A 24,161-nucleotide genomic window follows, 5' to 3' on the forward strand; every position below is an offset into this window, starting at 1 on the left:
GCCGGCCGCGGCCCTGCGGTGCCGGTCAGCCGCCGGCGACGATCCCGGCGACCTCGCCCTCGCCCTCACCCTCCCGCCGCGCCACACGCGCCGGTGCGGTCTCCGGCAGCAGCGCGAGGCACACCACACTGATCACCAGCACACCCGCCAGGTAGTAGCCGATGTTCGACGCGTGTCCGGTGCCGGCGATGATGCGATTGGCGACCATCGGCGCGATGCCACCGCCCAGGACTGCGCCCACGTGGTAGGCGATGCCCATGCCCGTCTGACGCACGTCGCGCGGAAAGAGCTCGGTGAAATACGTGTACATCGGGCCGAAGAGCACTCCCGTGGCGGCGAATCCGACGCAGATCGCCACGGCGACCGAGAAGACCGAGCCCAGCTCGGCCAGGCGGAAGATCACCAGCGCCGACGCGAGCGACGCGACGGCGCCCGCCATCATCACGGGGCGGCGACCGATGCGGTCGGACACCACCGCCGCGACGAAGTTCGCGATCGCGTGGAGGCCGAGCCCGGCGATACTCGCCCAGACGATGTCGGTACGCGGCAGCGCGAGACCGTCCGGCGCCTTCGCCGTCGCGTAGGAGAGCATGAAGATCGCCAGCACGAATGTGCTCGAGTTGAGCCCGACGTTCACACCGGCCGCCAGCAGCACGCGTCGCCAGTGCGTCTCGAGTACCTCGAGGGCCGGAATCCGACGGGCCTCGCCCTCGTCCTCGCCCTCGCGCTCGACCTGCATGCGCTTGAACACGGGGCTCTCGTGGACCCCCTTGCGAATCCAGATCCCAAGCACCAGAACGAATCCGCCGATCAGGAACGGGATGCGCCAAGCCCAATCCTGGACCGCCGCCGCCGGCAGCAGCAGGATCAGGGCGAAGACGCCGTTCGCGAGGATGCTGCCGACCGGCGAGCCCAGTGCGGTGAACACGCCGTAGCGTGCGCGCTGCGAGTCCGGCGCGTGTTCGATCGCAAGCACGGCGGCGCCCCCGGTCTCTCCGCCGCGACTCAGCCCGTGCACAAGCCGCAACAGCACGAGCAACACCGGTGCGGCGACGCCGATCTGGGCGTACGTCGGGAGGAATCCGATGAGCATCGTCGCCGCGCCCATCGACACGAACGTCAGCTGAAGGGCGCGACGGCGGCCGTAGGTGTCACCGACCCAGCCGAACAGCACCGCGCCGATCGGCGCCATCAGGAAACCGATGCCGAAGGTGGCCAGGCCCATGAACGTGCCGAACCACGCGTTCTCGGTGTGGAAGAAAGTGTCGGTGAACACCAGCGCGGTCGCGGTGCCGTAGATGGCGAAATCATAGAATTCGAGCGAGGTTCCGACGCCGCTGGCGAACGCGAGGCGTCCGAGCCCAGTGCGTTCGGCGGCCTGGGATTCGTGGTCGGCCATTGGGCCACCTCCGGGTAGATGAAAGGATCAGTAGTAGTCGAGGACCAACCGCGCGTCGCGGGTGCGAGACACGCAGACCGCCATGGTCTCGTTGGCCGCCTTCTCGGAGGCGGTCAGCACGTTGTCGCGGTGCTCGGGGGTACCGGACAGGACCGACATGATGCAGGTGCCGCAGATGCCCTCCTGGCAGGAGGTGTCGACGTCGCAGCCGTTCTCCTGGAGCACGTCCACGATGCTGCGGTCTGCCGGCACCTGGTAGACCTCGCCTTCGAGTTCCACCTCGAACGCCGTGTTCTCGGACGCGTCCGGCTGCTCGGTCGCGTGGAACCGTTCGAGGTGGATCGCCTCCTCGGGCAGCGACCGGCCCGCGACCGCCACCACGGTGTCCATGAATCCGTCCGGTCCGCACGTGTACACGTGGGACCCGGCTGGCAGGTCCGTCAGCAGCCCGCCCAGCACCTCATCGTGCTCGGCGCGCGGGATACCAAGGTGCGCATGCAACTTCGTCGGGCAACGCTCCTGCATGAGCGGGAGGAATGCGGCCTCCTCGGCGCTGCGCGCGAAGTAGTGCAGCTCGAACGAGATACCGTGTACATCCATGTAACGCGCCATGCTGAGCATCGGGGTGATGCCTATGCCCGCCGCGACCAACACGTGGTGCGCCGCGGCACGGTCGATGCCGAGCACGTTCCGCGGACGGCTGATCCGGAGCGTGTCGCCGACCGCCAACTCGTGCAGAGCGGAAGAACCGCCGCGTGACAGGTCCTCACGCTTCACGGCCACGATGTAGGCGTCATCGGCGTCAGGCGTGCCGCACAAGGAGTATTGGCGCGTCACGGCGGTGGGCCCGACGACGTCGATGTGCGCGCCCGGCGTGTAACTACCGATCGGCTCGCCGTCCGCGCGCACCAGCCGGAAGGACTTGACGGTCGGCGTCTCCTGGACGATCTCGGCGACCGTCACATCGATGAGGTCCGTATCGGACATGGCTGTGACTCCTGAGAGGGGTGGGCTAGCGGACGTACAGGCCGCCGTTGACGTCCCAGCAGGCGCCCGTCACGAAGAACGCGTCGTCGCTGGCGAGGAGACCGACCATGTCGGCCACGAAGGACGCACTGCCGAGCCGCCCGACCGGGATCGACGCCGTCACCGCCGCGAGCTTGTCGGCGGGCACGGTTCGGTGCACGATCGGCAGGTCGTGCGGACCGGGCGAGATCGCGTTGACAGTGACCCCGCGGCCCGCGAGCTCACGCGCGAACACCTTGGTGGTGGTGAGGATCGCCCCCTTCGATGCGGCGTAGTGCCCGCCTGTGGCGGTGCCGCCGTTCTGGCCCGCGAGCGACGCCATGTTGACGATCCGGCCGAACCCGGCGGCGGCCATCGCCGCGCCGAACACCTGGCATCCGAAGAAGATGCTGTCGACGTTGGTGGTCAGCACGCGATTGAAGTCGTCTGCGGCGAGAGTCATGAGGTCGGCCGCCTGCGTGACCGCAGCGTTGTTGACCAGTATCGTCGGTGTGCCCCAGTCGTTCTCGCATGCATCGAGAGCCGCCTCGAAGTCGGAGCGGCTCCCCACGTCGAGGCGTAGGCCGCGGGCCGAGGCGCCGTCTCGCGAGAGGTCCGAGGCGATGGCCCCGGCCGCATGCGCGTCGATGTCGGTCAGGAGCACGCGCCGGCCGTCGGCGTGCAGGCGCCGAGCGATCGCTTCACCCATCCCGCCGGCCGCGCCGGTGACCACCGCCACGCCGCTCACAACAGGTACCCCGAGGCGCGCACCGCGTCCTCGCTGTCGATGAGGCGGACCACCTTGCGGGAGATACGGTCTCCGCTGTCGGCCAAGGTGATCGTGTGCACCAGCTCGCCGCCGAGCGTGACGAACTCGTTGCGCTTGAACGCGTTGATTATCTGCGCGGAGCGCACCACTACCCGGGTGTCGTCGACGGAGTCGACGGTGAACCGGGACACGATGCGGACGGTGCGTGCTGCGGCGACGGCCGACGGCGCGTAGCCCTGCGTCATACGCTGCACCCGCAGGTTACGCATCCGCTTATCGTCGTACACCATGTTGAGGGAGGACTCGAAGTCCTCGGTATCGGGATCGATGGGGATCACGTACAGCCCGTCATCCGTGTACAGCTGTTCCCACGCGGGGTAGTCCTTGATGTCCAGCAGCCGCGCCTCGTGCCAGATCAGCTCGATCGCGCGCAGGACGCGCGGGTCGGTGAACGTCAGATCGCTCATCGGTTCTCGTCTCCCTCGGCCGCCGCAAGCGGACGCTCCATCATCCGCTTCCACATCGCGTACGACTCGCGCATGCCGGTCTCGTCCGTGACGTGCGACGTGGGCCAGCCCTCAGGGCTCGGCACCTCGCGTGCCTCTCCACGGTTCACCAGGATCGGCATCTTCGGGTTGCCGGTCGCGCCGAGCTGCACCCGATCCCAGCCCTCGGCGTCGTCGGGGCTGCCGAAGCCGAACGGCCCCTGGAAGTGCTCGTGGATCCGCAGGCGCTCCCGGTTGATGGACTCGGGACCGCCGTCCATTCCGATCGCGATGTGCCACACCTCGGTCTCGTCGACCGAGATCGGCACCAGGACACGGAAGAACGACGACGACATCGCGATGTTGGGGAACATGTTGAGGTTGAAGCCGCTGCCATGCATCGATCGCATATAGCGGCGGATTCGCTCCGGGCTCTCCCCCGCGGCCTGCAACTCGTCCACGAGATGCTGGAAGCGGGGCTGGATCTCCTCGTCGCCGTCGTCGACATCGAGGTCGGCGTGTGCGGCTGCCATTATGGCGACGCTGTGCCCGTTGCCGAGAGCGTGGGTCACCGCGGCCGGATCGTCCATGAACGACATCATGTTCGCGGTCTCCGCGTCGACCGACACCATCCACGACTTGTGCACCATCGGGAAGTGGTAACCGTCAGTGGTGTTCTCCAGCTGGATCTTCCAGTTGCCCTTGAACCGGAGTTTGTGGGCCCCCAGCACTTTGGTCGGGAATCCGTTGCTCTGCTTGAGGAAGCGGTCCATCCAGACCTTGGCGTCGCCCAGGTAGTCCTCGAGGGACTCGATGTCCTGGTCGAAGGTCGCGAAGATCATCCCGAGGTAGCTCTCGGTGCGCAACGTCTGCAGCGGATAGTCCGCCTTCTCGACGATGCCCTCGTAGCCGTCCGGATACGGGATGCCGCGCAGGCGTCCGTCGAGCGCATACGACCAGTTGTGGTACGGGCACGTGAAGCCGTTGGCCTTGCCGCTGCGCTGGTCGCATACCGTCGCGCCGCGGTGCCTGCAGCGGTTGAGCAGAGTGTTGAAGTCGCCTTTTCGGTCCCGCGTGACGATGACCGGCTGATCGCCGACCTGCGTCGTCTTGAAGGACCCGGCCTGGGGGATCTCGCTCTCGTGCGCGACCCACACCCACGTCCGGTAGAAGATCTTCTTCATCTCCTCGGCGAAGATCTCGGGATCCGTGTAGAGGCGGCCGGCGACGCGGTCGCTCTCCACCAGTCGGGCGTAGTCCTGCCGCTCTTCGGTGCTTGTCATATCTCGGTCTCCGTGGCTGGAAGGGTCAGGCTTCGACGTCGTCGCGGATAGCCAGCTCGCGGCCCATGCGGGCCTCGACCTTGAGGTAACGCCATAGCGCATGCTCCCCGATCATGGTGGTCCGCAACAGATTGCAGGCTGCCTTGACGGTCTCCTGATCGCGGACGTCCGCCAGCACGTAGCAGGTCCACGGCCAGCCGTCGGACGGCCCGACCATGTGTGCGTCGTCGTCGAACGTGCCGATGACCTCGACGCCGTCCATGTTCTTCAGCTGCGAGAGCATGGTCGACACCCCCACCCACACGGCACCGATGTCCGCCTTGGGGAGGTCGAAGAAGTTCTGGTTGTTGCCGTAGCAGAACAGGGTGCGCAGGGGCTCGGTCATGCCATGGATCCCTTCTAGGGCTGTTGGGGGCTGGGAGGGGAATGCCGACCGACGATGTCGGCCGTGCAGGTCTTAAGGGAAGCTGGGCACCGCGGGTTCCAGGCCCAACAGCACTGCGCCGGAGGCCTCGTAGGTGCCGGACTGCAACATCGCGTGCTGCGCCGGGATGATCCCGTCCTGGAGGTACCGTTGCAGCGGATGGCTCTCGTAGATCGCGCCGGTCCCGGCGAGGTCGAAGACGTCGAGGATCGCGCGCCGGCCTACATGCGCCGCGTGGGTGGCGCCCAGCCGCAGCAGTACGCGGTCCTCGTCACGCACCACGTCGCCGCGGACCACCCGGTCCCACACCTCGTCTGTGCCCTCGTAGAAGAAGGCCCGCGCCGAGCGCAACTCGGCCTCGGCGTGCCCGAGCCCCGCCTGATAGGACGGACGCATCCCGCGTCCCCCGCCACCGGTGATACTGGCCTTCGCCGCGCCGACCGCATGGGCGTAGTCCAATGCGCCGCGCGCCGCACCGAGCGCGACCACCGCGAGGACCTGAGCTGCGTACGCGACCGCCGGATAGCGTGTGAGCGGCTCGTCGATCGTGGGCTCGCCGCCCCGGATGAACGTCATATCCGCGGGGACGAACACGCCGTCGGCCCTGATCGCGTGGGAACCGGTGCCACGCATGCCGGCCACGTCCCAGTTGTCGACGATCTCGACCTCTTCCGGCGAGACCAGAGCGGTCAGCGGGCGCCCCTTCGTCTCCGGGCCGCCGGCGAGGCCCACGCCGAGTATGTCCGCGCCCTTGCAGCCGCTCGCGAACTGCCACACGCCGGAGACCCGGAAACCGCCCTCGACGGTCTCCGCCTTCTGCATCGGGAACATCCCGGCCGCGAATGCGATATCGGGGCCGTCGGCATAGATCCGCTCCTGTGACGAGGTCGGCAGGGCCGAGAAGTACTGCAGTGCAGAACCGAAGCTCGCCACCCAACCGGTGGCAGGATCCACGGCGGACACGCGCTCGACGAGCCGCATGAAGTCCGACGGTGCCATCGGCTCGCCGCCGAAGCGGGCCGGCGTAGAAGCCCGAAACATGCCGGCGCGTTTGAGTAACGCGATGTAGTCCTTGGGGACGTGACCTTGCCGCGCGAACTCGTCGCGGCGCTCGACCAGCACGTCGAGGGCTTCAGTGAACGCCGCGTCGCGCTCGGGGCCCGCGGGCGCGGCGACCCTGCGACCCGCGGGTGCGGTGCTCTGCGAGGTCATGATGGGCTCTGCGAGGTCATGAGGGCTGTCTCCGATCAATCTGCTGGACCGATGTGAATTACGCTACGAATCGCGGTCGTTCCCTGGTATCGGGACTTACCGCGCGGCAGGTAAGGCAATCCCCTATCGACACGGGAACGCCGCGGCAGGACCATCGGTCCGGACCGGAAGGGGCACACGATGTTTCCCACGTGGCGCGATGCCATGGCGATGGTCGAGAGCACCGGTACGGGGATTCTGATCCATGACGCCGCGACCAAGAACATCCTGTGGGCGAACACCGCGGCCTGCGACATGTTCGGGTTCACCCTCGACGAGCTGCGCCCACTCAAGGCGCACCACATGAGTAGTCAGGAGCGGCAGTACCGGCGCGAGGTCGGCGTGGCATGGCTGCACGACGCGGTGGTGCACGGCTCCAGCCGGCGCCAGTGGAAGTACCGAACCAAGGACGGACACGACTTCCTCACCGACGCGAGCGCGACCCTCGTCCGATCCCAGACCGGGCCCGTGGTCATGGTGGAGTTCCGCCGCGCTGCCGAGGAGGAGTTGCAGCACGAGCTCGACCGGGTCTCCGACTCCCTACAGCGGATCATGGCCTACACCGCCGCCGGGATCGTGGTGCTGGACAACGAGAATCGGATCGAGGACATCTCGCCGCTCGCCGCCCGCCTGTTCAGCCGGCGGGCCGAGGACCTGATGGGCGTAGGCCTGGAGGAGCTCGGCGAATGCGACCCAGCGCCGTCCGCTCGGGGCGTGGTCGACCGGCTCGCCGCGGGCACGGGGTCGGTGACCATCAGCATGCAGATCGCGCGAGCCGAGGGGGCGACGTGGCTCGCGGGCGAGCTGGAATCGGTCGAGCACGACGGCATCACCACACGCGTGCTCACGGTGCGCGACGTGACCGACCGCGTGGAGTGGGAGCGCCTGCACGCCTACCAGGCGGCCAACCTGCAGTACCTGAGCCGCTACAACGCCATGGGCGACATGGCTATGATCCTCGCGCATGAATTGGGCCAGCCGCTAGCGGCGTCGACGAACTTCCTGCGCGGGATCAAGGCGCGGCTCGGCGCGGGCACCGTCGACCCCGACAGTCTGGCGTACGGCCTCGATGCCGTGGAGAAGCAACTCGCCCGCGCCGCGGAGATCGTGTCCTCGGTCAAGCGGTACGTGCGTCGGATCGAGTCGACGCGCGCGGCGATCGACCTGTCGGACACGGTCGACGAAAGCATGTACTTCGTGCGTCTCCGGGCGGCCGAGCGGGGCGTCGACGTCCGGGTCGCGCGCGCCGAGGTGCCGCTGCCGATCGAGGGCGAGAGCGTCCTGATCGGACAGGTCCTGATCAACCTGTGCTTCAACGCGATCGACGAGATCGTCCTACCGACGACCGCGGTCAAACGGCTGGAGGTGCGCACGTTCGCGGACGATGACGCGGCATGCATCGCGGTGCTCGACCGCGGGCGCGGCATGACGGCGGCACCCGCCGGCCGACTCGCCGCGGATGCGTTCTCCACCAAGGAGGACGGCGCGGGGATCGGGTTGATCCTGTCCGAGCACATCGTCGAGCGGCACAACGGAGAGCTGCGATACGAACCCCGTGCCGGCGGCGGTACCGTCGCCACGATCAGGCTACCGATGCGCCCGGACTAGCGGTGCGACCTACGGAGCAACGCCCCGCTCTTGTTCCGTGCCGCTCCATGCCCCTAAGGCTTCATTAGGACCGACGCCGTCGCGTAGGCCTCGGCGAAGCCCTTCGGGAGGGGCGCCACGAAGACGTTCTCCGTCCGCGTACGGGTGATCAGCCACCGGTCGCCGGTGCGCCGAAACGCATTGTTGAGCCGGCTCGACCGCAGGAGTGCCGTACCGTCGCCGAAGAGCCAGGGCTGCACGTGAATCCACTGACCGTCGGCCTCGTCGCCACGGACATGGATCTGCTCGGACGTCAGGTAGTGGGCGTTGAGAAGCAGCGCGGGGTCCTGCTTCTCGCCCCAGAACCGCCCGAAGTGGGCACGGATCGCATCGGCTCCCTCGGCCCGGCCGAACTGGCCGTCGTAGTACTGGCCCACGCCCTCCCATACCGCATCTTCGGAATAGAGATCCATGATCGCGTCGATCCGCTCCGCATCCCCTTCTATCCCGAACTCGGGACAGGGCGTGTCGCACAGGAACATGTAGCGCGCCTGAACCCTCCGGATCTCCGCCTCGGCCTCGAGAACATCTACCCTCGCCTCGAGAGCGGTAGCCCTCGCCGCGAGCGCCTCGAAGTCCACCTGCTGCACCACCGTCGTCTCCGCTCCCGGCCGGATCGCCGAGGGTGCCGAATACACCACGCCGACCGTGCCACTCACGTTAGGAGCGGCGCGGCCGACGCGGCTATAGGTGATTTCCCTAGCGCGGGCCCGCGTACGGGCCCGACGGCGCGCCGCCCTGCGGCCCGGCCCAAGGCGGCTGCTGCGGTCGCGGCGGCTGACCGTGCCGTGGCGGCACAGGCTCGGCCCGCCGCGCAGGGTCGGTGCGCATCGTCGCCGTGTCCGCGGTGGGACCGTCAGCAGGAGAACCTAATTCGTGCGGCGGCGTGAAGGTCGGCTGCGCGTCACCCTCCGCACCCTCGCCGCCTGCATCCGGTTCCCCGGACTCGTCGGGTACCGCCTTCGACAGCGGCGGCACCTTCGGCATGCCCGGAACCAGCGGATCCTCGGGTTCCTCCTTGATCACCACCGGCGCAACAGGTTCCGGCGTCTCGAACCAGTTCGACGTGTCGATATCGGGCGCCTGCACGCCGTCGTCGGCCGACGGTTCGAAACGGAACACACCGTCATCGTCCTTGTTCCCCAAACCACGCATGAAACCCTGTAGCGCGGAGCCGAAGTCGGACGGCACGACCCATACCTTGCTCGCTTCGCCCTTGGCCATCTCGGGCAGCGTTTCGAGGTACTGGTACGCAAGCAGCTCGGGCGTCGGGCGGCTCGACTTGATCGCGGCGAACCGGGTCTCGATCGCTTTCGCCTCGCCCTGCGACTCGAGGTACTGCGCAGCTCGGCGGCCCTCGGCGCGCAGGATCTCGGCCTGCCGGTCGGCCTCGGCCGACAGGATCGCCGCCTCCCGCTCACCCTGTGCGAGCAGGATGCGGCTGGCCTTGTCGCCCTCCGCCGACTTGATCGCCGATTCCCGATGGCCCTCCGCCGCAAGGATCGTCGCGCGCTTCTCGCGGTCGGCCTTCATCTGCTTCTCCATCGACTCCTGGATGGAGGGCGGCGGGAAGATAGATTTCAGCTCGACGCGGGCCACGCGCAGTCCCCACCGCGAGGTGGCCTCGTCCAGGACCCCACGCAACTGCGAGTTGATGCGCTCGCGGGATGTCAACGTCTCCTCCAGCGTCATACCGCCCACCACGTTGCGCAGCGTCGTCGTCGTCAGTTGCTCGACACCGACGACGTAGTTGTTGATCTCGTACACGGCGGCTTCGGGGCGGGTCACCTGGAAATACACGACGGTGTCGATGTTCACCGTCAGGTTGTCCTGGGTGATCACCGGCTGCGGCGGAAACGACACGACCTGTTCACGCAGGTCGACCCGCGCACGGACCCGGTCCACGAACGGGACCAGGAGCGTGAGCTGCCCCGAGACCGTCTTCGTGTACCGCCCCAATCGCTCGATCACCGCGGCTGTCGCCTGCGGCACCAGCACGATCGATTTGACGAGCATCACGACCACCGCGAGCAGTATCACCGCCAGGATGATGATGCCCGCTCCTACTCCTGCTCCCATCGCCTTACTCCCTCTCTCATCGGGGCCCTCATGCCTCCACTACGACCGCCACGGCACCGTCGATCTCCAACACCGTCACCTCTGCACCGACCGGTATGGGCACGCTCTCGTACGGCGTGCGCGCGGACCACTCGTCCGCACCGATCCGCACCCTGCCCGCGGCGTGGTCGACCGGCGCGATGACCGTCACCGTGCGACCGGGCAACGACTGCAGATAGGACGCCGATTCGGGTTGGTTCCGCAGCGCGAACCGCTTGAGCGGCGGCCGCACGCCGAGCACCAGGAGCAGCGACGCCAGCGCGAAGACGATGCCCTGCGCCCAGGGCGGAAGGCCCAGTGCATAGGTCGCACCGGCCGTGGCCAGCGCGCCGCCGCCGAGCATCAGCAGCACGAAATCCCCCGCGACGGCCTCCGCCGCGGCGAGAACGATAGCTGCGATCAGCCAGATTGCCGCTGCCATGACTCCATACTGCCAGGCACGGAGCCGGGCGAAGCGGTCATGGTGATGCCAGGCGTTACTCGGGCTCGGTGACGAAGTCCACGAGGCGCTCCACGGCTCCGATGAGTGTGGAGTCCAGATCCCGGAAGCTGGTGACCGCGCCCTGCACACGGCGCCACCCATCGCGAGTGTCCCCCCAGCCGAGCCGCGCGCACACCCCGCTCTTCCAGTCCTCACCGCGCGGCACCCGTGGCCAGGCGTCGATGCCGAGCGATTCGGGCTTGACCGCCTCCCACACGTCGACGAAGGGATGGCCGGTGACCATGACGTACTCACCGAGCGACTGCGTCATCCGCGTCTCCTTGGAGCCTTCGACCAGATGATCGGCCAGTACGCCCACGCGGCGTCCCGGGCCGGGGCGGAACTCCGCTAGCCGTTCGCCCAGGTGGTCGAGGCCTTCGAGTTGCTCTACGACCACGCCTTCGACGCGCAGGTCGTGTCCCCACACGCGCTCCACGAGCGCAGCGTCGTGGAGTCCCTCGACCCAGATCCGCGAGCCTCGCGCGACCCGCGCCGGGGCCCCCTCCACGCGCGTCGACCCGGACGCGCTGCGTGCCGGTCCCTTCGATGCGGCCACGCGCGGCCGTACCAGGGTCACGGGGCGCCCGTCGATCAGGAATGCGGCCTTCCGCATGGCGAACAGCCGTACGGTCCCGCGACCGTCCTCGAGCTTGACGAACTCGCCGTCGTAGCTCCTGTCGAAGCCGACCACGGCGCCGCAGAAGCCCGTGGCGGCGTCCTCCACTACCAGGTCACGTTCCGCGGCGACCTCCGGCACCCGAGCCGTGCGTTTGCGCGCGTGCCCCGCGTATATGTCCCCCGCATACATGTCCCTGCCAGCCACGACAGAGAAGGCTAGCGCCTATCCTGGACCGACCATGGCAATCCCGTATCTCCTCGCGCGTCGCTCCACGGCCGGCCCCGCACTGGGCATGGCCGCGTGGGCGTCGGCGTGGCTCGGCGGGCACACCGGCACCGACGACGTCGTCGCCGCGCTCGGGCACTGGGCGCAGGTGCACACCGTCGACGGCGGGCTGCCCGGCCTGCTGCTCGAGCTGCGCCGCTCGGCACCGACGGCTGTGCGGTTGCTGCTGCCCGCGCCGGGCGACCCGGCCGGCCTCCCCGCGGGCACCGCGGCCGAACGGGCAGCCCTTGCGCGCGGCGAGGCCGTCGGTTTCGACGGCGCAGGTTCCTCGCTCCTCCTGGTACCCACCGCAGAGTCCGCGGACGTGGTGGCCTGGACCTCGTTCCGTGTGGCTCCCGCGCTCGTCGATCGGGACCCGATCACGCTGGGCGAAGCCGAGTACGCGCTGCGCGACGCCGTACGCGACGCGACGTCTGCGCTCGCAGCCCTTCCCCCGGAGCCCGGTGCACCGAGCGCCCACGCGGCCGTCGCCGAGCTCGCGCAGCACCTCGGAGCCACTCCCCTGCCCGCAATCGCCGGCGCTCGGGCACACCGGGTGCTCGACACGGCCGCGACGGTCGAGGCGATACTGCTGGTCGCCGGCGAACGGCATCCCGATGCGGGTATCGGCTTGGGCGGGGCACAGCGCGGCGACGCCGCTTACAGCGCCCTCGCTCGCGCCGTCCGGAGCGCACGCACCGCCGCGATCGACTCCATCACCCGCGACGCTCTGCGCTGACGGTTCGGACCCCGCCTGCTCACGCCGGTGTGGTCATCATGACGCTGCGGCCACTCTCCGGGCCGAGGGGCGGACCGGCTACGCGGGCCGCTTCGGCCGCGCCGAGGGGCAGCAGCCCGGGACGCACGCTGCGCCGTCGACGGTGCAGCCCAACAGGTCGGGGGGAAGCTCGGCCCCGGAAGTACGCTCCCGGATCAGCGCGGCGGCCATCGCGGTGAACCGAGGGTCGTACAGAGGCGTGGCAGAGCGAGCGAACGGAAGCGACAGCTCGGAAGCGAGATCGCGTGCCTCCGTGTCCAGGTCCCAGATCACCTCGAGATGGTCGGAGACGAAACCTATGGGGCACACGACGATTCCCGGGATGTCCGCATGGATCGCCGAGATGTGATCGCAGACGTCCGGCTCCAGCCACGGCACCGCCGGCGGGCCGGAGCGGGACTGCCACACCACGTCGTAGTCGGCTACGCCGACGCGCGCAGCGACGGCCGCGGCGGCGAGCCGTACCTGTCGGCTGTACAAGCCACCGTCCGGGCCGGCGACCGCGTCCGCTGCCTGGGGGATCGAGTGCGCGGTGAACACGAGCCTCGAACCGTCTGGCACCGCCGCGGCGGCCGCCCGAACGCCGTCAGCGAAGGCGTCGAGGAGTTCGGGACGCGACCAGTAGTGCGGCAGCTTCGTCAAGTGCGGCGCGCTCACGACGGATCGCTCACACCCGCGGCCTGCGCGCGTAGCGCCCACCGACGCGCGGGCGCGGGCGATGTCCTCGTCGTACTGGCGGCAACCCGAGAACCCGCCCCATGCCGACGTCGTGAACACGAGGGCGTTCCGTCGCCCATCGGCGGCCATCTGCTCGACGGTGTCTTCGACCAGGGGGTGCCAGTTCCGGTTGCCTTGGTACACAGGAAGGTTCGGGCCGCGCGCAGCGAGCTCGGCGCGTAGGTTCGATACGAGGTACCGAACCTGTTCGTTGATCGGCGACACTCCGCCGAAGCGGAGGTAGTGCTTCTCGACCTCGTCGAGGCGTGCCGCCGGAACGCCGCGGCCCCGGGTGACGTTCTCCAGGAACGGGCGGACGTCCTCCGGGGCCTCGGGTCCGCCGAACGACAGCACCAAGACGCTGTCGTAATCGGCGCTCACGTCTACTTCGCCAGCTGGCTGAAGTCGCCCTCCTCGGGGAACCACGTGTTGTGGCTCGCGCCGCCGTCGACGTACACGATCGAAGCGGTGGTGCCCGGCAGGTAGTCCGAGAACAGGGCACAGATCGTCTTGGCGACGGGCGTGGGGTCATCGACGTTCCAGCCGATAGGCGACGCCCCGTTCCAGTACGTGTTCAGCATGTTGAGCTGCTTGGCGTCGTCGGTCGCGGTACCTGCGATCGCCTTGGCGGCGAGCGTCTTGATAGGGCCGGCAGCCACCAGGTTGGAGCGGATCTTCTTGGCGTAGCCCACCTCTCGCGCCACGTACCGGTTCACCGATTCGAGAGCGGCCTTCGCGACACCCATCCAGTTGTAGTACGGCAGCGCAGTGCGCGGGTCGAAGTCCATACCGACGATGGAACCGCCCTCGTTCATGACCGGCAGCACGGCGCGGGCGAGCGACGCATAGCTCCACGCCGAGATCTCGAACGACTTGGCCGCGTCGGGACCGGGGCCGTCGAGGAAGGGAACGGCGTCGGGCCCCATGAGGGTCTTGGGCGCCATGGCGATCGAGTGCAGCACGCCGTCGACACCCTCGGGGGCGAGCTCGCGCACCTTATCGGCCAGCTCGGCGAGGTTCTCCTCGTTGGTGATATCGAGGCCGATGGCGGGCGGCACCTCCTGCGGGAGCCGCTTCGCGATGCGATCGATCAGCCGCAGCCGCTCCGGGATGCCGGTGATGATGACCTTGGCACCCTCGTCCTGGGCGACCTTGGCCGCATGGAATGCGATCGAGGCGTCGGTGATGATGCCGGTGATGAGGATGGTCTTGCCGTCGAGCAGGCCCACGTGTGTCTCCTTTGAAATGAAATCCGTTGCGGCTGAGGTGTTTCTAGTGGCCCATGCCCAGGCCGCCGTCGACGTTGATCACGTTGCCCGATACATACGACGAGTCGTCGGAGGCGAGGAAGGACACCACCGCGGCGACCTCCTCGGGCTGACCGATGCGCTTTGCAGGGATCCCCTGCTTGATCAGCGGCTCGGTGTACTCGGCCGGGAGCTCACGGGTCATGTCCGTGTCGATGAGGCCCGGGGCCACGACGTTCGCGGTGATATTGCGTGCACCGAGCTCACGTGTGACGGAGCGAGCAAGGCCGATGACACCGGCCTTCGACGATGCGTAGTTGGCCTGGCCGCCCGTGCCGGCGAGTCCGACGACGGAGCCGAGGTAGATGAACCGGCCCCAACGCTTCTTGAGCATGTTGCGCGTCGCGGCCTTCGTGACGCGGAACGCTCCCGTGAGGTTGGCGTTGACGACCTTCTCGAAGCTCTCCACGCTCATGCGCATGAGCAGGGTGTCCTCGGTGATCCCGGCGTTGGACACGACGACCTCGACCGGACCCTGATGCTCCTCGACGGTCTTGAACGCCTCCTCGACGGAGGCATCGTCGGTGACGTCGCACCGGACGCCGAACAGCCCTTCGGGGGCACCGGAGCCGCGGTGCGTGACGGCGACCTTGTGGCCGTCCGCAGCGAGGCGCTGCGCGATCGCGAGGCCGATGCCGCGGTTGCCACCCGTGACGAGGACGGACCGGGCGACGAAGTTCTCTGCGTTTGGCATGGCTGCCAACCTATCAATCGTGGTCGCGGCTACCAAGCCGCGCCTGTGCGGTTTCGGGGGCTGTCACGGCAGCCGACGATTCAATCCGACGGCTGCGGCGACGCCTACTGCGACCAGCAGCGTGCCCCACAGCATCCAGACGCGAGAGTTGTCGCCACGCTGCTCCTCGTAGCCGATCTCGTCCTTGAGGCTGCCGTAGGCCTTGTTCAAGTCGCCCAGCGAACTCGCGCTGAAGAACTGCCCGCCGGACAGGTCGGCGATCTGCTTGAGCGACGAGTCGTCGACCGGGACGCCGATCTGCTGTCCGCCGATCGACACGACGCCGTTCAGCGTCCCGAACGAGATGGTGGAGACCGGGATGCCTTTCTTCTTGGCCTCCTTCGCGGCCGTGTACGCGCCGCGCGGATCATCGAGGTTGTTGGGGACCGTCTGCTTTCCATCCGACTCGAGCACGATCCGCGCCGGTGGAGCGGTCTTGTCGCCACCCAGCACCGAGTTGATGTTCTCGATGGCCTGGATCGCAGCGTAGATGCCCTCACCGGTCGCAGTGCGCTGCGCGAGCTGGAGGTTGTCGATAGCCGCGCGGGCAAGCGCGCGGTCCGGCGTCGGCGACACGAGAAGATTGGCGGTCCCGGCGAACGAGATCACTCCGAGGTTGATCCCCGGTGTCAGCTCGTCGGCGAACTGCTTGGCCGCAGCCTTGGCCGCGGACAGTCGGTCCGGGCTGACGTCCTTGGCCTCCATCGACAGGGATACGTCGACCACCAGCATCACCGTCGCACGGTTGCGCGGTACCTTCCGCATCGCCGTCGGGCCCGCGAGGGCGATGGTGAGAAGCAACAGCCCCACGCACAGCAGTGCGATCGGGACGTGCTTCCACCGGTCGCGTGACTTCGGCGAGACCTGGTCCAACACAGGGGTGTTCGCGAAGCGAAGCGTCCGCTTACGACGCCGCAGCTCGTTGACGACGTAGCCGGCGGCGACAGCCGCGACCACCAGCAGGCCGAGCAACCACCAGGGGCTGGCGAGCGAGAACAGTCCCCCCATCAGTCGATTCCCCCGTCGCTCCGCTCGCCCATCAGTCGATTCCCCCGTCGCTCCGCTCGCCCATCAGTCGATTCCCCCGTCGCTCCGCTCGCCCATCAGTCGATTCCCCCGTCGCTCCGCTCGCCCATCAGTTCACCCCAGCGAGGCCGCGGCGGCGTGCAGCGACGAAACGCACGATGTCGGTGAGCCAATCGCGGTCGGTTCGCAGTTCCAGAGTCGGGGCGCCCACGCCGCGCAGCGTCCGGACCACCTGCTCGTGGTGCGCGAGCGCTGCCGCGGCGAACTCGGACTGCAATCGCTTGGTCACCGTCACCTCCCGGACCTCGCCGGACTCGGCGTCGCGCAGGCGTACCTCCCCGACGGCCGGGAGCTCGAGGTCGCGTGGATCGAGGACCTCGATCCCGAGCATCTCGTGCCGCGCACCGAGCCCGCGCAGCTCACGCAGGTAGTCGATGGGACCGAGGAAGTCGCTGATGATCACGACCAGCCCGCGCCGCTGCTGCGGTCGCCGGAGCAGATCGAGAGCGTCGGCCAAGTTGCCTCGCACGCCCTCCGGGGCGCGGGGGGCGCGAGCGATCGCGGACAACACCTGCTGCTGGTGCGGCCGGCCGCCACGCGGGGGGATGCGGGTGATGCTGTCGCCATTCGTGATCACGGTCCCAACGCGGTTGGCGGCACCGCTCACGAGGTGCGTGACCGCCGCCGACGCGGCGATCGCGAGGTCACGCTTGGTGATCGGCTCCCCGTCGCTGCCGGCGACGGTACCGAAGTCCAGGCTCGCGGACAGGTCGACGACGATCCAGGTGCTCAGCTCGCGGTCGGCGACCATCTGGCGGACGTGAGGGTGCGTGGTGCGAGCGGTCACGGGCCAATCCATGAGCCGAACGTCGTCACCCGGCGAATACGGCCGCGACTCCCCCGGCTCCGACCCGGGGCCAGGCAAGAGGCCCTGGTGATCGCCGCGCAGCACACCGTCGAGTCGCCGCTTCACGACGAGCTCGAGTGTCCGCAGCGCCGTCGTCAGCCGGGCCTCGTCGAGTGCCCCGCTCGCTACGCGCCCGGTGGCGTTGTCGACCCTCCGCGCCTCGAACCGGGGTGGGGGAACGAGCTCCGGCACGCGTCAGCCACCCTGCCCGGGCGCATGCTGGGGAGCTGGGACGGGAGCGCCGGGCTGCGGGGCCACCTGCTGCGTCTGCGATACGACCTGAGGCAGCGCTACCGTCTGCAGCACGCGGGCGATCGCCTGATCCGCGGTCACCTCGTCGGCGAGCGCGTCGTAGGACATCACGAGGCGGTGCCGGAGCACATCGGGGATGATCTCGACGACGTCCTGCGGGACGACGTAGTCGCGCCCGCGGAGCAGGGCGAGCGCACGGGCCGCGGCCACGATTCCGAGCGTCGCGCGAGGCGAGGCGCCGTACGTGACCCACGCCTTCACGTCCGGCAGACCGACCTGCTCGGGCGTGCGGGTCGCGGCGATCACGCGGACCACGTAGTCGACGAGGGCGTGATGTACGAACACCTCGGACGCGGCCTTCTGCAACCGGATCACCGTATCGGGATCGAGGATCTGCGAGGCCACCGGCGGCGTGGTGCCCATCCGGTAGACGATCTCGCGTTCCTCCTCGATCGTCGGGTAGCCGACGACGACCTTGAACAGGAAACGGTCGCGCTGGGCCTCCGGCAGCGGGTAGACACCCTCGTTCTCGATCGGGTTCTGGGTAGCGAGCACGAGGAACGGATCGGGCATCGGATACGTCTTGCCACCGATCGAGACGTGCCGCTCGGCCATGACCTCGAGCAGTGCCGACTGCACCTTCGCGGGCGCGCGGTTGATCTCGTCGGCGAGGAGGAAGTTGGCGGCCACCGGGCCGATCTCGGTGTCGAACTCCTCCCGACCCTGCCGGTAGATGCGGGTGCCGACGAGGTCGGACGGCACCAGGTCGGGAGTGAACTGCACGCGCGAGAAGCTGCCGCCGATCACCTTGGCGAAGGTCTCGACGGCCAGCGTCTTCGCGACGCCCGGCACACCCTCCAGCAGCACGTGCCCCTTCGCGAGCATGCCCACGAGAATCCGCTCCACGAGCTGGTCCTGCCCGACGATGACGCGCTTGACCTCGTAGACGGCCCGCTCGAGCGACTTGATCTCGTCCGCCGAGGCGTGTCCGGCTCCGGGCCGGGCGTCCTGGCCGGCGCTCCCGGCGTGGTGGGTATGGGTCAAGGCCGTCCCCTTCTCAAGGTCGTCTGGTTCTCGAGTCGTCGCGCGTGTGTAGTCCTCAGGCCGGACAGCGGTACGCCCGCCCGGATCTCCCGACCGAGAGTACCGACGTCGTCAGGAGTTGATGAGGCGCACCACGTACGGCATGGCGCCGGACGTACGCAGAGGCGAGATCTTGACCGCGGAGCCGGACTCGGGGGCCTCGATCATCTGGTTGTTGCCCAGGTACATCGCTACGTGCTGGCTGGCGTTCGCGCCGTAGAAGATCATGTCACCGCGCTTCATCTGCGCCAGAGGCACGTGCTGACCGATGTTGTACTGGTAGCCCGTGTAATGGGGAAGGTTGATGCCGACCGCGCCGTACATGTACATCATCAGGCCCGAGCAGTCGAAGCCCAGCTTGTCGAAATCGCCGTAGCGGTCCGCCACGCCGCCGTCCCGGATGCCCTTGGTCGCGCCGTACGGGCTACCGCCGCCCCACGCGTACTGCACGCCGATCACCGACATGCCGCGCTGGACGACGGTCTCGATCATCTGCGCGCCGGACATCGACGACACGTTGGGGACCGCGCCCGTATTGAGCCCGGGCGGAATGATCCCGACCCCGTTGCTCGACGCCTGCGGCGCGGTGAACCCGAACATGGATCCCGCGCCGTCGACGATCGACTTCGCGAAGTCCTTCGCGCCGGTGACCGCTGTGCCCGCCATCTGACCGATCTGGCCAGCAGCCTGGCCCGCACCCGCATCAGCGGTCGGAGCCCCGGCACCGGCGACGCCGTTCGGCGCCGTCCCAGCGGCGGCGGGAGCGGAGCCGCCGGCAGCGCCAGCCGCGGGCGTCACTGTCTGCGCCTGCTGCTCGGCGACGACGTAGCGCGCATAGATCTGCTGCTGCGCGGCGCGGTCGCCGGCGTGCTTCTTCGCCTCGTCGAGCGCCTGCTGAGCGAGGGTGCGCTGCGTGATCAGCCGCTGCTGTGCCGTCTGCTGCGTCCGGAGGGCGGATACGGCCTCGGTGATCGCGCTCTCGGCCCCCGCCTTGCGATCGGCCGCCGACGCGCGAGCCGAGTCGGCCTGCACCTTGGCCGCTTTCGCGGCGACCCGCTGCCCGACGGCCTTGGACTTGGCGGCGCGCAGTGACTGCAACGCCTTGCGCTGCTTGTCGGCGACCTGCGTGAGGACGCTCTGGCGCGCGATCACGGCGTCGGCGTCGGATCCGCCGAGTACATCGGCGATACCGCCGCCCGTGTTGCCCTGCATGTACGCGGCTCGGACCATCGAATCGAACGTCTTCTGCGCGGCGGTGAGCTTCTTGTCAGCGGTAGTGACGGCGCCGTCCGAGACGGACAGGGCCTTGGCCGCGGCCCTGGCGGCGTTGTCCGCGGTCTGCAGGTCGATCACCGCGCGGTTCACCGACTGCTGCTTGGCCGAGACGTCGCCGGAGAGATCTGCGAGCTTCTGATCGGATGCCGCGATGCGGTTCGCGAGCGCGGCGACGACGTTGGTCTTGGCGTCGACGTCGGTGCCGTCACCGGGCGCAGCCACGGCGGCGCCGACGATGCCCGTGGTCAAGGCACCGGTCATCGCTACGGCCAGCACTGACCGCGCCGCGACCGCTCGTGCGGACTGTGTCGTACGACGCCTCAAAGGTGTCTCCCTCGTTCGACTCATGTTCCGTCACATCGATGCCAGTGAGCATCAACTGCAACAACTGCGTCACGAGTACCGTACGGCAACATAGGTCCCTAGGAAAACATGAGTAACAAATTACAAAGATGTGACTAAACGCCAGGTCAGCGCCACCTGCGCGTTCGCAGGAATCGATCACTCGATTCGGAACGGCGCGAACCGGCGCCGGCCCGCTGAGCGGAACACCTGAGAGTCATGGAGGCGCCTATCGACGCGGCCACGGGTGGGGCGGGATCAGGCCTTCGGATCGTCGTCGGCGACGTCCGGCCCGGGGCCGCCCCCCGCGGTGGCCGCGGCACTCCCCGGCGCGATCCTGGCGTCGACCAGCCCGGCGGCCCGGCGCGCGGCGTGGACGGCCCGGCTGCGCCGGCGCGTCACCACGCGACCTACGGCCGCGCCGAGCACGGCGACGAGTATGAGGGTGTAGGTGATCGCGGTCCACGGCGTCGTGGCCCCGACTGCGACATCGACGAACATCGATGCGGCGGCCGGCGGGTTGCCCAGTTGGAGCTTGTCCGTCTTGCCGCGGCCGTCCTGCCCCTTCTCGATCTGGAAACGGCTGAGCTGATTCGACTGTCCCGCGACCATGTGCGGCGACATCGTCAGGACCGTCATCGTCCCGCCCATGTCGTCACTGACCGTGCGCCCGAGGTCCCGGAGCGACGTATCGGGGAAGTAGTCGTGGGCCAACACGATGATCTTGAAATTCTGGACGCCTTTGGCCTCGGCCTCGCGGACCACCTTCTCGAGCGCCGGCACATCGGCCTGGTAGTCCGGGTTCAGCACGGCGACGCCCGTCGCCTGCAGTTGCGCCTCCAACGCGTGCAGATCCACGTCGTTCGGCACCGCTGTGAATATCGGCATGTGGCCCATGGACCCACACAGTACGACACAATGGGGATGTGTCCGCCCGCCGAACGCGACGGCCCGCGCGCGGCGGCGCCGGTCACGGCACAGCCCGGAACGCGGTGGCCTGACGAGAACACCCCTCCGCGTTCACAGGACAAGCGTACTGTATTATCTGGAGTAGGCGCCGACACAGCCCGTCGGCGTTCAACGATCACGAGTGGGAGCAGACGTCAGCGATGAGTATCGATTCATTCTCCGCCCGCGGCACGCTCGAGGTGGGCGATCAGTCGTATGAGATCTTCCGCCTCAGCGCCGTACCCGGCACCGAGAAGCTGCCCTATGCCCTGAAAGTCCTTGCAGAGAACCTGCTTCGGACCGAGGACGGGGCGAACATCACCGAAGAGCACATCAACGCGATCGCGCACTGGGATCCTTCGGCCGACCCGAGCGTCGAGATCCAGTTCACGCCGGCGCGCGTGATCATGCAGGACTTCACCGGCGTCCCCTGCGTCGTCGACCTCGCCACCATGCGCGAGGCCGTGACTGCGCTCGGCGGCGATCCGAACAAGGTCAACCCGCTGTCGCCCGCTGAGATGGTGATCGACCACTCCGTGATCCTGGACGTGTTCGGCACCGCCGACGCGTTCAACCGCAACGTCGAGCTGGAGTACCAGCGCAACGGCGAGCGCTACCAGTTCCTCCGTTGGGGCCAGGGCGCGTTCGACGACTTCAAGGTCGTCCCCCCGGGCACCGGTATCGTACACCAGGTCAACATCGAGTACCTCGCCCGCACCGTCATGGTGCGGGGTGGTCAGGCCTACCCCGACACCTGTGTGGGCACCGACTCGCACACCACCATGGAGAACGGCCTGGGCGTCCTGGGCTGGGGCGTCGGCGGTATCGAGGCCGAGGCGGCCATGCTGGGCCAGCCGGTCTCGATGCTCATCCCGCGTGTGGTCGGCTTCAAGCTGACCGGCGAGATCCAGGCGGGCGTCACTGCGACCGACGTCGTCCTGACGGTGACCGACATGCTGCGCAAGCACGGCGTCGTCGGCAAGTTCGTCGAGTTCTACGGCGACGGCGTCGCCGAGGTGCCGCTCGCCAACCGCGCGACCCTCGGCAACATGAGCCCCGAGTTCGGTTCGACCTGCGCGATCTTCCCGATCGACGAGGAGACCATCAACTACCTGCGCCTGACCGGCCGCGACGATCAGCAACTCGCGCTGGTCGAGGCCTACGCCAAGGAGCAGGGCATGTGGCACGACCCGGCCCACGAGCCCGCCTACTCCGAGTACCTCGAGCTGGACCTCTCGACCGTCGTGCCGTCGATCGCCGGTCCGAAGCGCCCGCAGGACCGCATCCTGCTGTCCGAGTCGAAGGTGGCCTTCCGCAAGGACATCCACAACTACGTCGAGGAGCAGTACCCGACCGAGCACACCCAGCTCGACGAGGCCGTCGAGGAGTCCTTCCCGGCCTCGGACCCGGTCGCCCTGTCGTTCGCCGACGACGGTGCCGTGGACGTCCAGTCCGCGGCGAACGGCTCCGAGGGCCGCCCGACCAAGCCGATCCACGTGAAGGGTGACCGGGGCGAGTTCATCCTCGATCACGGCGCCGTCGCCGTCGCGGGCATCACCTCGTGCACCAACACGTCGAACCCGTCGGTGATGATCGGCGCCGCGCTGCTCGCACGCAACGCCGTCGAGAAGGGACTGACATCCAAGCCCTGGGTCAAGACCAACATGGCCCCCGGCTCGCAGGTCGTCACCGACTACTACGAGAAGGCCGGTCTGTGGCCGTACCTCGAGAAGCTGGGCTTCTACCTGGGCGGCTACGGCTGCACGACGTGCATCGGCAACACCGGCCCGCTGCCGGACGAGATCTCCAAGGCCGTCAACGACAACGACCTGAGCGTGACCGCCGTGCTGTCCGGTAACCGCAACTTCGAGGGCCGCATCTCCCCCGACGTCAAGATGAACTACCTGGCGTCCCCGCCGTTGGTCATCGCATACGCCCTGGCCGGCACGATGGACTTCGACTTCGAGACCGACGCCTTGGGCACGGACAACGACGGCAACGACGTCTTCCTGAAGGACATCTGGCCGTCCGCGCAGGAGATCGACGACACGATCAAGAACGCGATCAACCAGGACATGTTCCGGAAGTCGTACGCCGACGTCTTCAAGGGCGACGAGAACTGGCAGAACCTGGCCACCCCGGAGGGCGACACCTTCGCGTGGGACGAGAACTCGACCTACGTCCGCAAGGCGCCGTACTTCGACGGCATGAAGCTCGAGCCGGAGCCCGTCTCCGACATCAAGGGCGCCCGCGTCATGGCGCTCCTGGGCGACTCGGTCACCACCGACCACATCAGCCCTGCCGGCCCGATCAAGCCGGGCACTCCCGCGGCCCAGTACCTGGACTCGCACGGCGTGGCCCGCAAGGACTACAACTCGCTGGGTTCGCGGCGCGGCAACCACGAGGTGATGATCCGCGGCACGTTCGCGAACATCCGCCTGCAGAACCGTGTCCTGGACACCATCGGCCTGGAGGGTACGCAGGGCGGCTACACCCGCGACTTCACGCAGGAGGGCGGCCCCAAGTCGTTCATCTACGACGCTTGCATGAACTACCAGAAGGCCGGCACCCCGCTGGTCGTTCTGGGCGGCAAGGAGTACGGCTCGGGTTCGTCGCGCGACTGGGCAGCGAAGGGCACCGTCCTCCTCGGAGTCAAGGCCGTGATCACCGAGTCCTTCGAGCGAATCCACCGCTCGAACCTCATCGGCATGGGCGTCGTCCCGCTGCAGTTCCCCGAGGGCGAGACCGCGAAGACCCTCGGACTGGACGGCACCGAGACCTTCGACATCGAGGGCATCGAGCAGCTGAACTCGGGCACCACCCCGGAGACGGTGCACGTCACCGCCACCAAGGAGGACGGCGACAAGATCGAGTTCGATGCCAAGGTCCGGATCGACACGCCCGGTGAGGCGGACTACTACCGCAACGGCGGCATCCTGCAGTATGTGCTGCGGAACATGCTGAAGTCCTGAACGGACGACCGCACGCTCCCGGCGGGGGGGGCCCCCCCCCCCCCCCCCCCCCGGCGCCCCCCCCCCCCCCCCCCCC

The 24,161-nt window shown here is 68.4% G+C and carries 22 protein-coding genes; 3 read left to right on the top strand and 19 right to left on the bottom strand.

All coding sequences use genetic code 11. The features are described from left to right. Nucleotides 1-25: 25 nt before the first annotated feature. The 7 genes from P0W64_RS08905 to P0W64_RS08935 all read right to left on the bottom strand — a co-directional run bounded on the left by P0W64_RS08905 (nt 26) and on the right by P0W64_RS08935 (nt 6,577). Nucleotides 26-1,399: an MFS transporter gene (locus P0W64_RS08905; protein ID WP_275479728.1), complete on the bottom strand. Its 1,374-nt coding sequence runs from the start codon at nt 1,397-1,399 to the stop codon at nt 26-28. A 27-nt stretch (nt 1,400-1,426) separates the two neighbouring features. Then, nucleotides 1,427-2,386 (bottom strand): PDR/VanB family oxidoreductase, encoded by a 960-nt coding sequence (locus P0W64_RS08910; RefSeq protein ID WP_275479729.1) that lies wholly within the window; start codon nt 2,384-2,386, stop codon nt 1,427-1,429. A gap of 25 nt (nt 2,387-2,411) precedes the next feature. Beyond that, on the bottom strand, nt 2,412-3,152 hold the full coding sequence (locus tag P0W64_RS08915; protein WP_275479730.1) for an SDR family NAD(P)-dependent oxidoreductase: 741 nt from the start codon (nt 3,150-3,152) through the stop codon (nt 2,412-2,414). Beyond that, on the bottom strand, nt 3,149-3,640 hold the full coding sequence (locus P0W64_RS08920; RefSeq protein ID WP_275479731.1) for an aromatic-ring-hydroxylating dioxygenase subunit beta: 492 nt from the start codon (nt 3,638-3,640) through the stop codon (nt 3,149-3,151). The genes P0W64_RS08915 and P0W64_RS08920 overlap by 4 nt, the downstream gene beginning before the upstream one ends. Next, complete coding sequence (locus P0W64_RS08925) at nt 3,637-4,941, bottom strand: aromatic ring-hydroxylating dioxygenase subunit alpha (RefSeq protein ID WP_275479732.1); 1,305 nt, start codon at nt 4,939-4,941, stop codon at nt 3,637-3,639. Before P0W64_RS08925 ends, P0W64_RS08920 begins: the two co-directional genes overlap by 4 nt. Before the next feature lie 25 nt (nt 4,942-4,966). Continuing rightward, complete coding sequence (locus P0W64_RS08930) at nt 4,967-5,326, bottom strand: hypothetical protein (protein ID WP_275479733.1); 360 nt, start codon at nt 5,324-5,326, stop codon at nt 4,967-4,969. A 72-nt stretch (nt 5,327-5,398) separates the two neighbouring features. Beyond that, nucleotides 5,399-6,577 (bottom strand): acyl-CoA dehydrogenase family protein, encoded by a 1,179-nt coding sequence (locus P0W64_RS08935; RefSeq protein WP_275479734.1) that lies wholly within the window; start codon nt 6,575-6,577, stop codon nt 5,399-5,401. A gap of 180 nt (nt 6,578-6,757) precedes the next feature. Here P0W64_RS08935 and P0W64_RS08940 point away from each other — a divergent pair, with 180 nt between their 5' ends. Further along, a complete protein-coding gene (locus tag P0W64_RS08940) occupies nt 6,758-8,224 on the top strand; it encodes an ATP-binding protein (RefSeq protein WP_275479735.1) in 1,467 nt (488 codons plus the stop codon). Nucleotides 8,225-8,277: 53 nt separating this feature from the next. Here P0W64_RS08940 and P0W64_RS08945 read toward each other — a convergent pair whose 3' ends face one another. From P0W64_RS08945 to P0W64_RS08960, 4 genes are all read right to left on the bottom strand, one after another. After that, on the bottom strand, nt 8,278-8,844 hold the full coding sequence (locus P0W64_RS08945) for a nuclear transport factor 2 family protein (protein WP_275479753.1): 567 nt from the start codon (nt 8,842-8,844) through the stop codon (nt 8,278-8,280). 118 nt (nt 8,845-8,962) lie between these two features. Continuing rightward, on the bottom strand, nt 8,963-10,342 hold the full coding sequence (locus P0W64_RS08950) for an SPFH domain-containing protein (protein WP_275479736.1): 1,380 nt from the start codon (nt 10,340-10,342) through the stop codon (nt 8,963-8,965). A 28-nt stretch (nt 10,343-10,370) separates the two neighbouring features. Then, nucleotides 10,371-10,802 (bottom strand): NfeD family protein, encoded by a 432-nt coding sequence (locus P0W64_RS08955; RefSeq protein ID WP_275479737.1) that lies wholly within the window; start codon nt 10,800-10,802, stop codon nt 10,371-10,373. Nucleotides 10,803-10,857: 55 nt separating this feature from the next. Further along, nucleotides 10,858-11,670 (bottom strand): DUF3097 domain-containing protein, encoded by an 813-nt coding sequence (locus P0W64_RS08960; protein ID WP_275479754.1) that lies wholly within the window; start codon nt 11,668-11,670, stop codon nt 10,858-10,860. Nucleotides 11,671-11,719: 49 nt separating this feature from the next. Between P0W64_RS08960 and P0W64_RS08965 the strand changes: the two genes are divergently transcribed. After that, nucleotides 11,720-12,484: a hypothetical protein gene (locus tag P0W64_RS08965; protein WP_275479738.1), complete on the top strand. Its 765-nt coding sequence runs from the start codon at nt 11,720-11,722 to the stop codon at nt 12,482-12,484. 78 nt (nt 12,485-12,562) lie between these two features. On the opposite strand, the gene P0W64_RS08970 is transcribed toward P0W64_RS08965, so the two are convergent. From P0W64_RS08970 to P0W64_RS09005, 8 genes are all read right to left on the bottom strand, one after another. Beyond that, entirely contained in the window at nt 12,563-13,621 is a 1,059-nt protein-coding gene (locus tag P0W64_RS08970) for a ferrochelatase (protein WP_275479739.1), read from the bottom strand. Between the two features lie 2 nt (nt 13,622-13,623). Then, nucleotides 13,624-14,469 (bottom strand): NADH-dependent enoyl-ACP reductase InhA, encoded by an 846-nt coding sequence (gene inhA / locus P0W64_RS08975; protein WP_275479740.1) that lies wholly within the window; start codon nt 14,467-14,469, stop codon nt 13,624-13,626. A 43-nt stretch (nt 14,470-14,512) separates the two neighbouring features. Continuing rightward, nucleotides 14,513-15,241 (bottom strand): 3-oxoacyl-ACP reductase FabG1, encoded by a 729-nt coding sequence (gene fabG1 / locus P0W64_RS08980; RefSeq protein ID WP_275479741.1) that lies wholly within the window; start codon nt 15,239-15,241, stop codon nt 14,513-14,515. A 63-nt stretch (nt 15,242-15,304) separates the two neighbouring features. Continuing rightward, complete coding sequence (locus P0W64_RS08985) at nt 15,305-16,288, bottom strand: VWA domain-containing protein (protein ID WP_275479742.1); 984 nt, start codon at nt 16,286-16,288, stop codon at nt 15,305-15,307. A 127-nt stretch (nt 16,289-16,415) separates the two neighbouring features. Then, nucleotides 16,416-17,312 carry a DUF58 domain-containing protein gene (locus P0W64_RS08990; protein WP_275479755.1) on the bottom strand — a complete coding sequence of 299 codons (897 nt, stop codon included), beginning with the start codon at nt 17,310-17,312 and terminating at the stop codon, nt 16,416-16,418. A 96-nt stretch (nt 17,313-17,408) separates the two neighbouring features. Further along, entirely contained in the window at nt 17,409-18,434 is a 1,026-nt protein-coding gene (locus P0W64_RS08995; RefSeq protein ID WP_275479756.1) for a MoxR family ATPase, read from the bottom strand. 186 nt (nt 18,435-18,620) lie between these two features. Further along, the gene (locus tag P0W64_RS09000; RefSeq protein WP_275479743.1) at nt 18,621-20,072 is read right to left on the bottom strand and encodes an NlpC/P60 family protein; all 1,452 of its coding nucleotides are present in this window, start codon (nt 20,070-20,072) and stop codon (nt 18,621-18,623) included. A gap of 351 nt (nt 20,073-20,423) precedes the next feature. Then, the gene (locus tag P0W64_RS09005; RefSeq protein ID WP_275479744.1) at nt 20,424-21,062 is read right to left on the bottom strand and encodes a DUF6676 family protein; all 639 of its coding nucleotides are present in this window, start codon (nt 21,060-21,062) and stop codon (nt 20,424-20,426) included. Nucleotides 21,063-21,274: 212 nt separating this feature from the next. Between P0W64_RS09005 and acnA the strand changes: the two genes are divergently transcribed. Beyond that, on the top strand, nt 21,275-24,085 hold the full coding sequence (acnA, locus tag P0W64_RS09010) for an aconitate hydratase AcnA (protein WP_275479745.1): 2,811 nt from the start codon (nt 21,275-21,277) through the stop codon (nt 24,083-24,085). The last annotated feature ends 76 nt before the right edge of the window (nt 24,086-24,161 follow it).

It is taken from the genome of Tsukamurella sp. 8F (assembly GCF_029167375.1).
GTDB lineage: Bacteria > Actinomycetota > Actinomycetes > Mycobacteriales > Mycobacteriaceae > Tsukamurella.

What these genes read in the sequence shown, in the direction of transcription:
- P0W64_RS08905 (WP_275479728.1), bottom strand. Translation starts at nt 1,399, where the DNA reads ATGGCCGACCACGAATCCCAGGCCGCCGAACGCACTGGGCTCGGACGC.
- P0W64_RS08910 (WP_275479729.1), bottom strand. Translation starts at nt 2,386, where the DNA reads ATGTCCGATACGGACCTCATCGATGTGACGGTCGCCGAGATCGTCCAG.
- P0W64_RS08920 (WP_275479731.1), bottom strand. Translation starts at nt 3,640, where the DNA reads ATGAGCGATCTGACGTTCACCGACCCGCGCGTCCTGCGCGCGATCGAG.
- P0W64_RS08925 (WP_275479732.1), bottom strand. Translation starts at nt 4,941, where the DNA reads ATGACAAGCACCGAAGAGCGGCAGGACTACGCCCGACTGGTGGAGAGC.
- P0W64_RS08930 (WP_275479733.1), bottom strand. Translation starts at nt 5,326, where the DNA reads ATGACCGAGCCCCTGCGCACCCTGTTCTGCTACGGCAACAACCAGAAC.
- P0W64_RS08935 (WP_275479734.1), bottom strand. Translation starts at nt 6,577, where the DNA reads ATGACCTCGCAGAGCACCGCACCCGCGGGTCGCAGGGTCGCCGCGCCC.
- P0W64_RS08940 (WP_275479735.1), top strand. Translation starts at nt 6,758, where the DNA reads ATGTTTCCCACGTGGCGCGATGCCATGGCGATGGTCGAGAGCACCGGT.
- P0W64_RS08950 (WP_275479736.1), bottom strand. Translation starts at nt 10,342, where the DNA reads ATGGGAGCAGGAGTAGGAGCGGGCATCATCATCCTGGCGGTGATACTG.
- P0W64_RS08955 (WP_275479737.1), bottom strand. Translation starts at nt 10,802, where the DNA reads ATGGCAGCGGCAATCTGGCTGATCGCAGCTATCGTTCTCGCCGCGGCG.
- P0W64_RS08960 (WP_275479754.1), bottom strand. Translation starts at nt 11,670, where the DNA reads ATGTATGCGGGGGACATATACGCGGGGCACGCGCGCAAACGCACGGCT.
- P0W64_RS08965 (WP_275479738.1), top strand. Translation starts at nt 11,720, where the DNA reads ATGGCAATCCCGTATCTCCTCGCGCGTCGCTCCACGGCCGGCCCCGCA.
- fabG1 (WP_275479741.1), bottom strand. Translation starts at nt 15,241, where the DNA reads ATGCCAAACGCAGAGAACTTCGTCGCCCGGTCCGTCCTCGTCACGGGT.
- P0W64_RS08985 (WP_275479742.1), bottom strand. Translation starts at nt 16,288, where the DNA reads ATGGGGGGACTGTTCTCGCTCGCCAGCCCCTGGTGGTTGCTCGGCCTG.
- P0W64_RS09005 (WP_275479744.1), bottom strand. Translation starts at nt 21,062, where the DNA reads ATGGGCCACATGCCGATATTCACAGCGGTGCCGAACGACGTGGATCTG.
- acnA (WP_275479745.1), top strand. Translation starts at nt 21,275, where the DNA reads ATGAGTATCGATTCATTCTCCGCCCGCGGCACGCTCGAGGTGGGCGAT.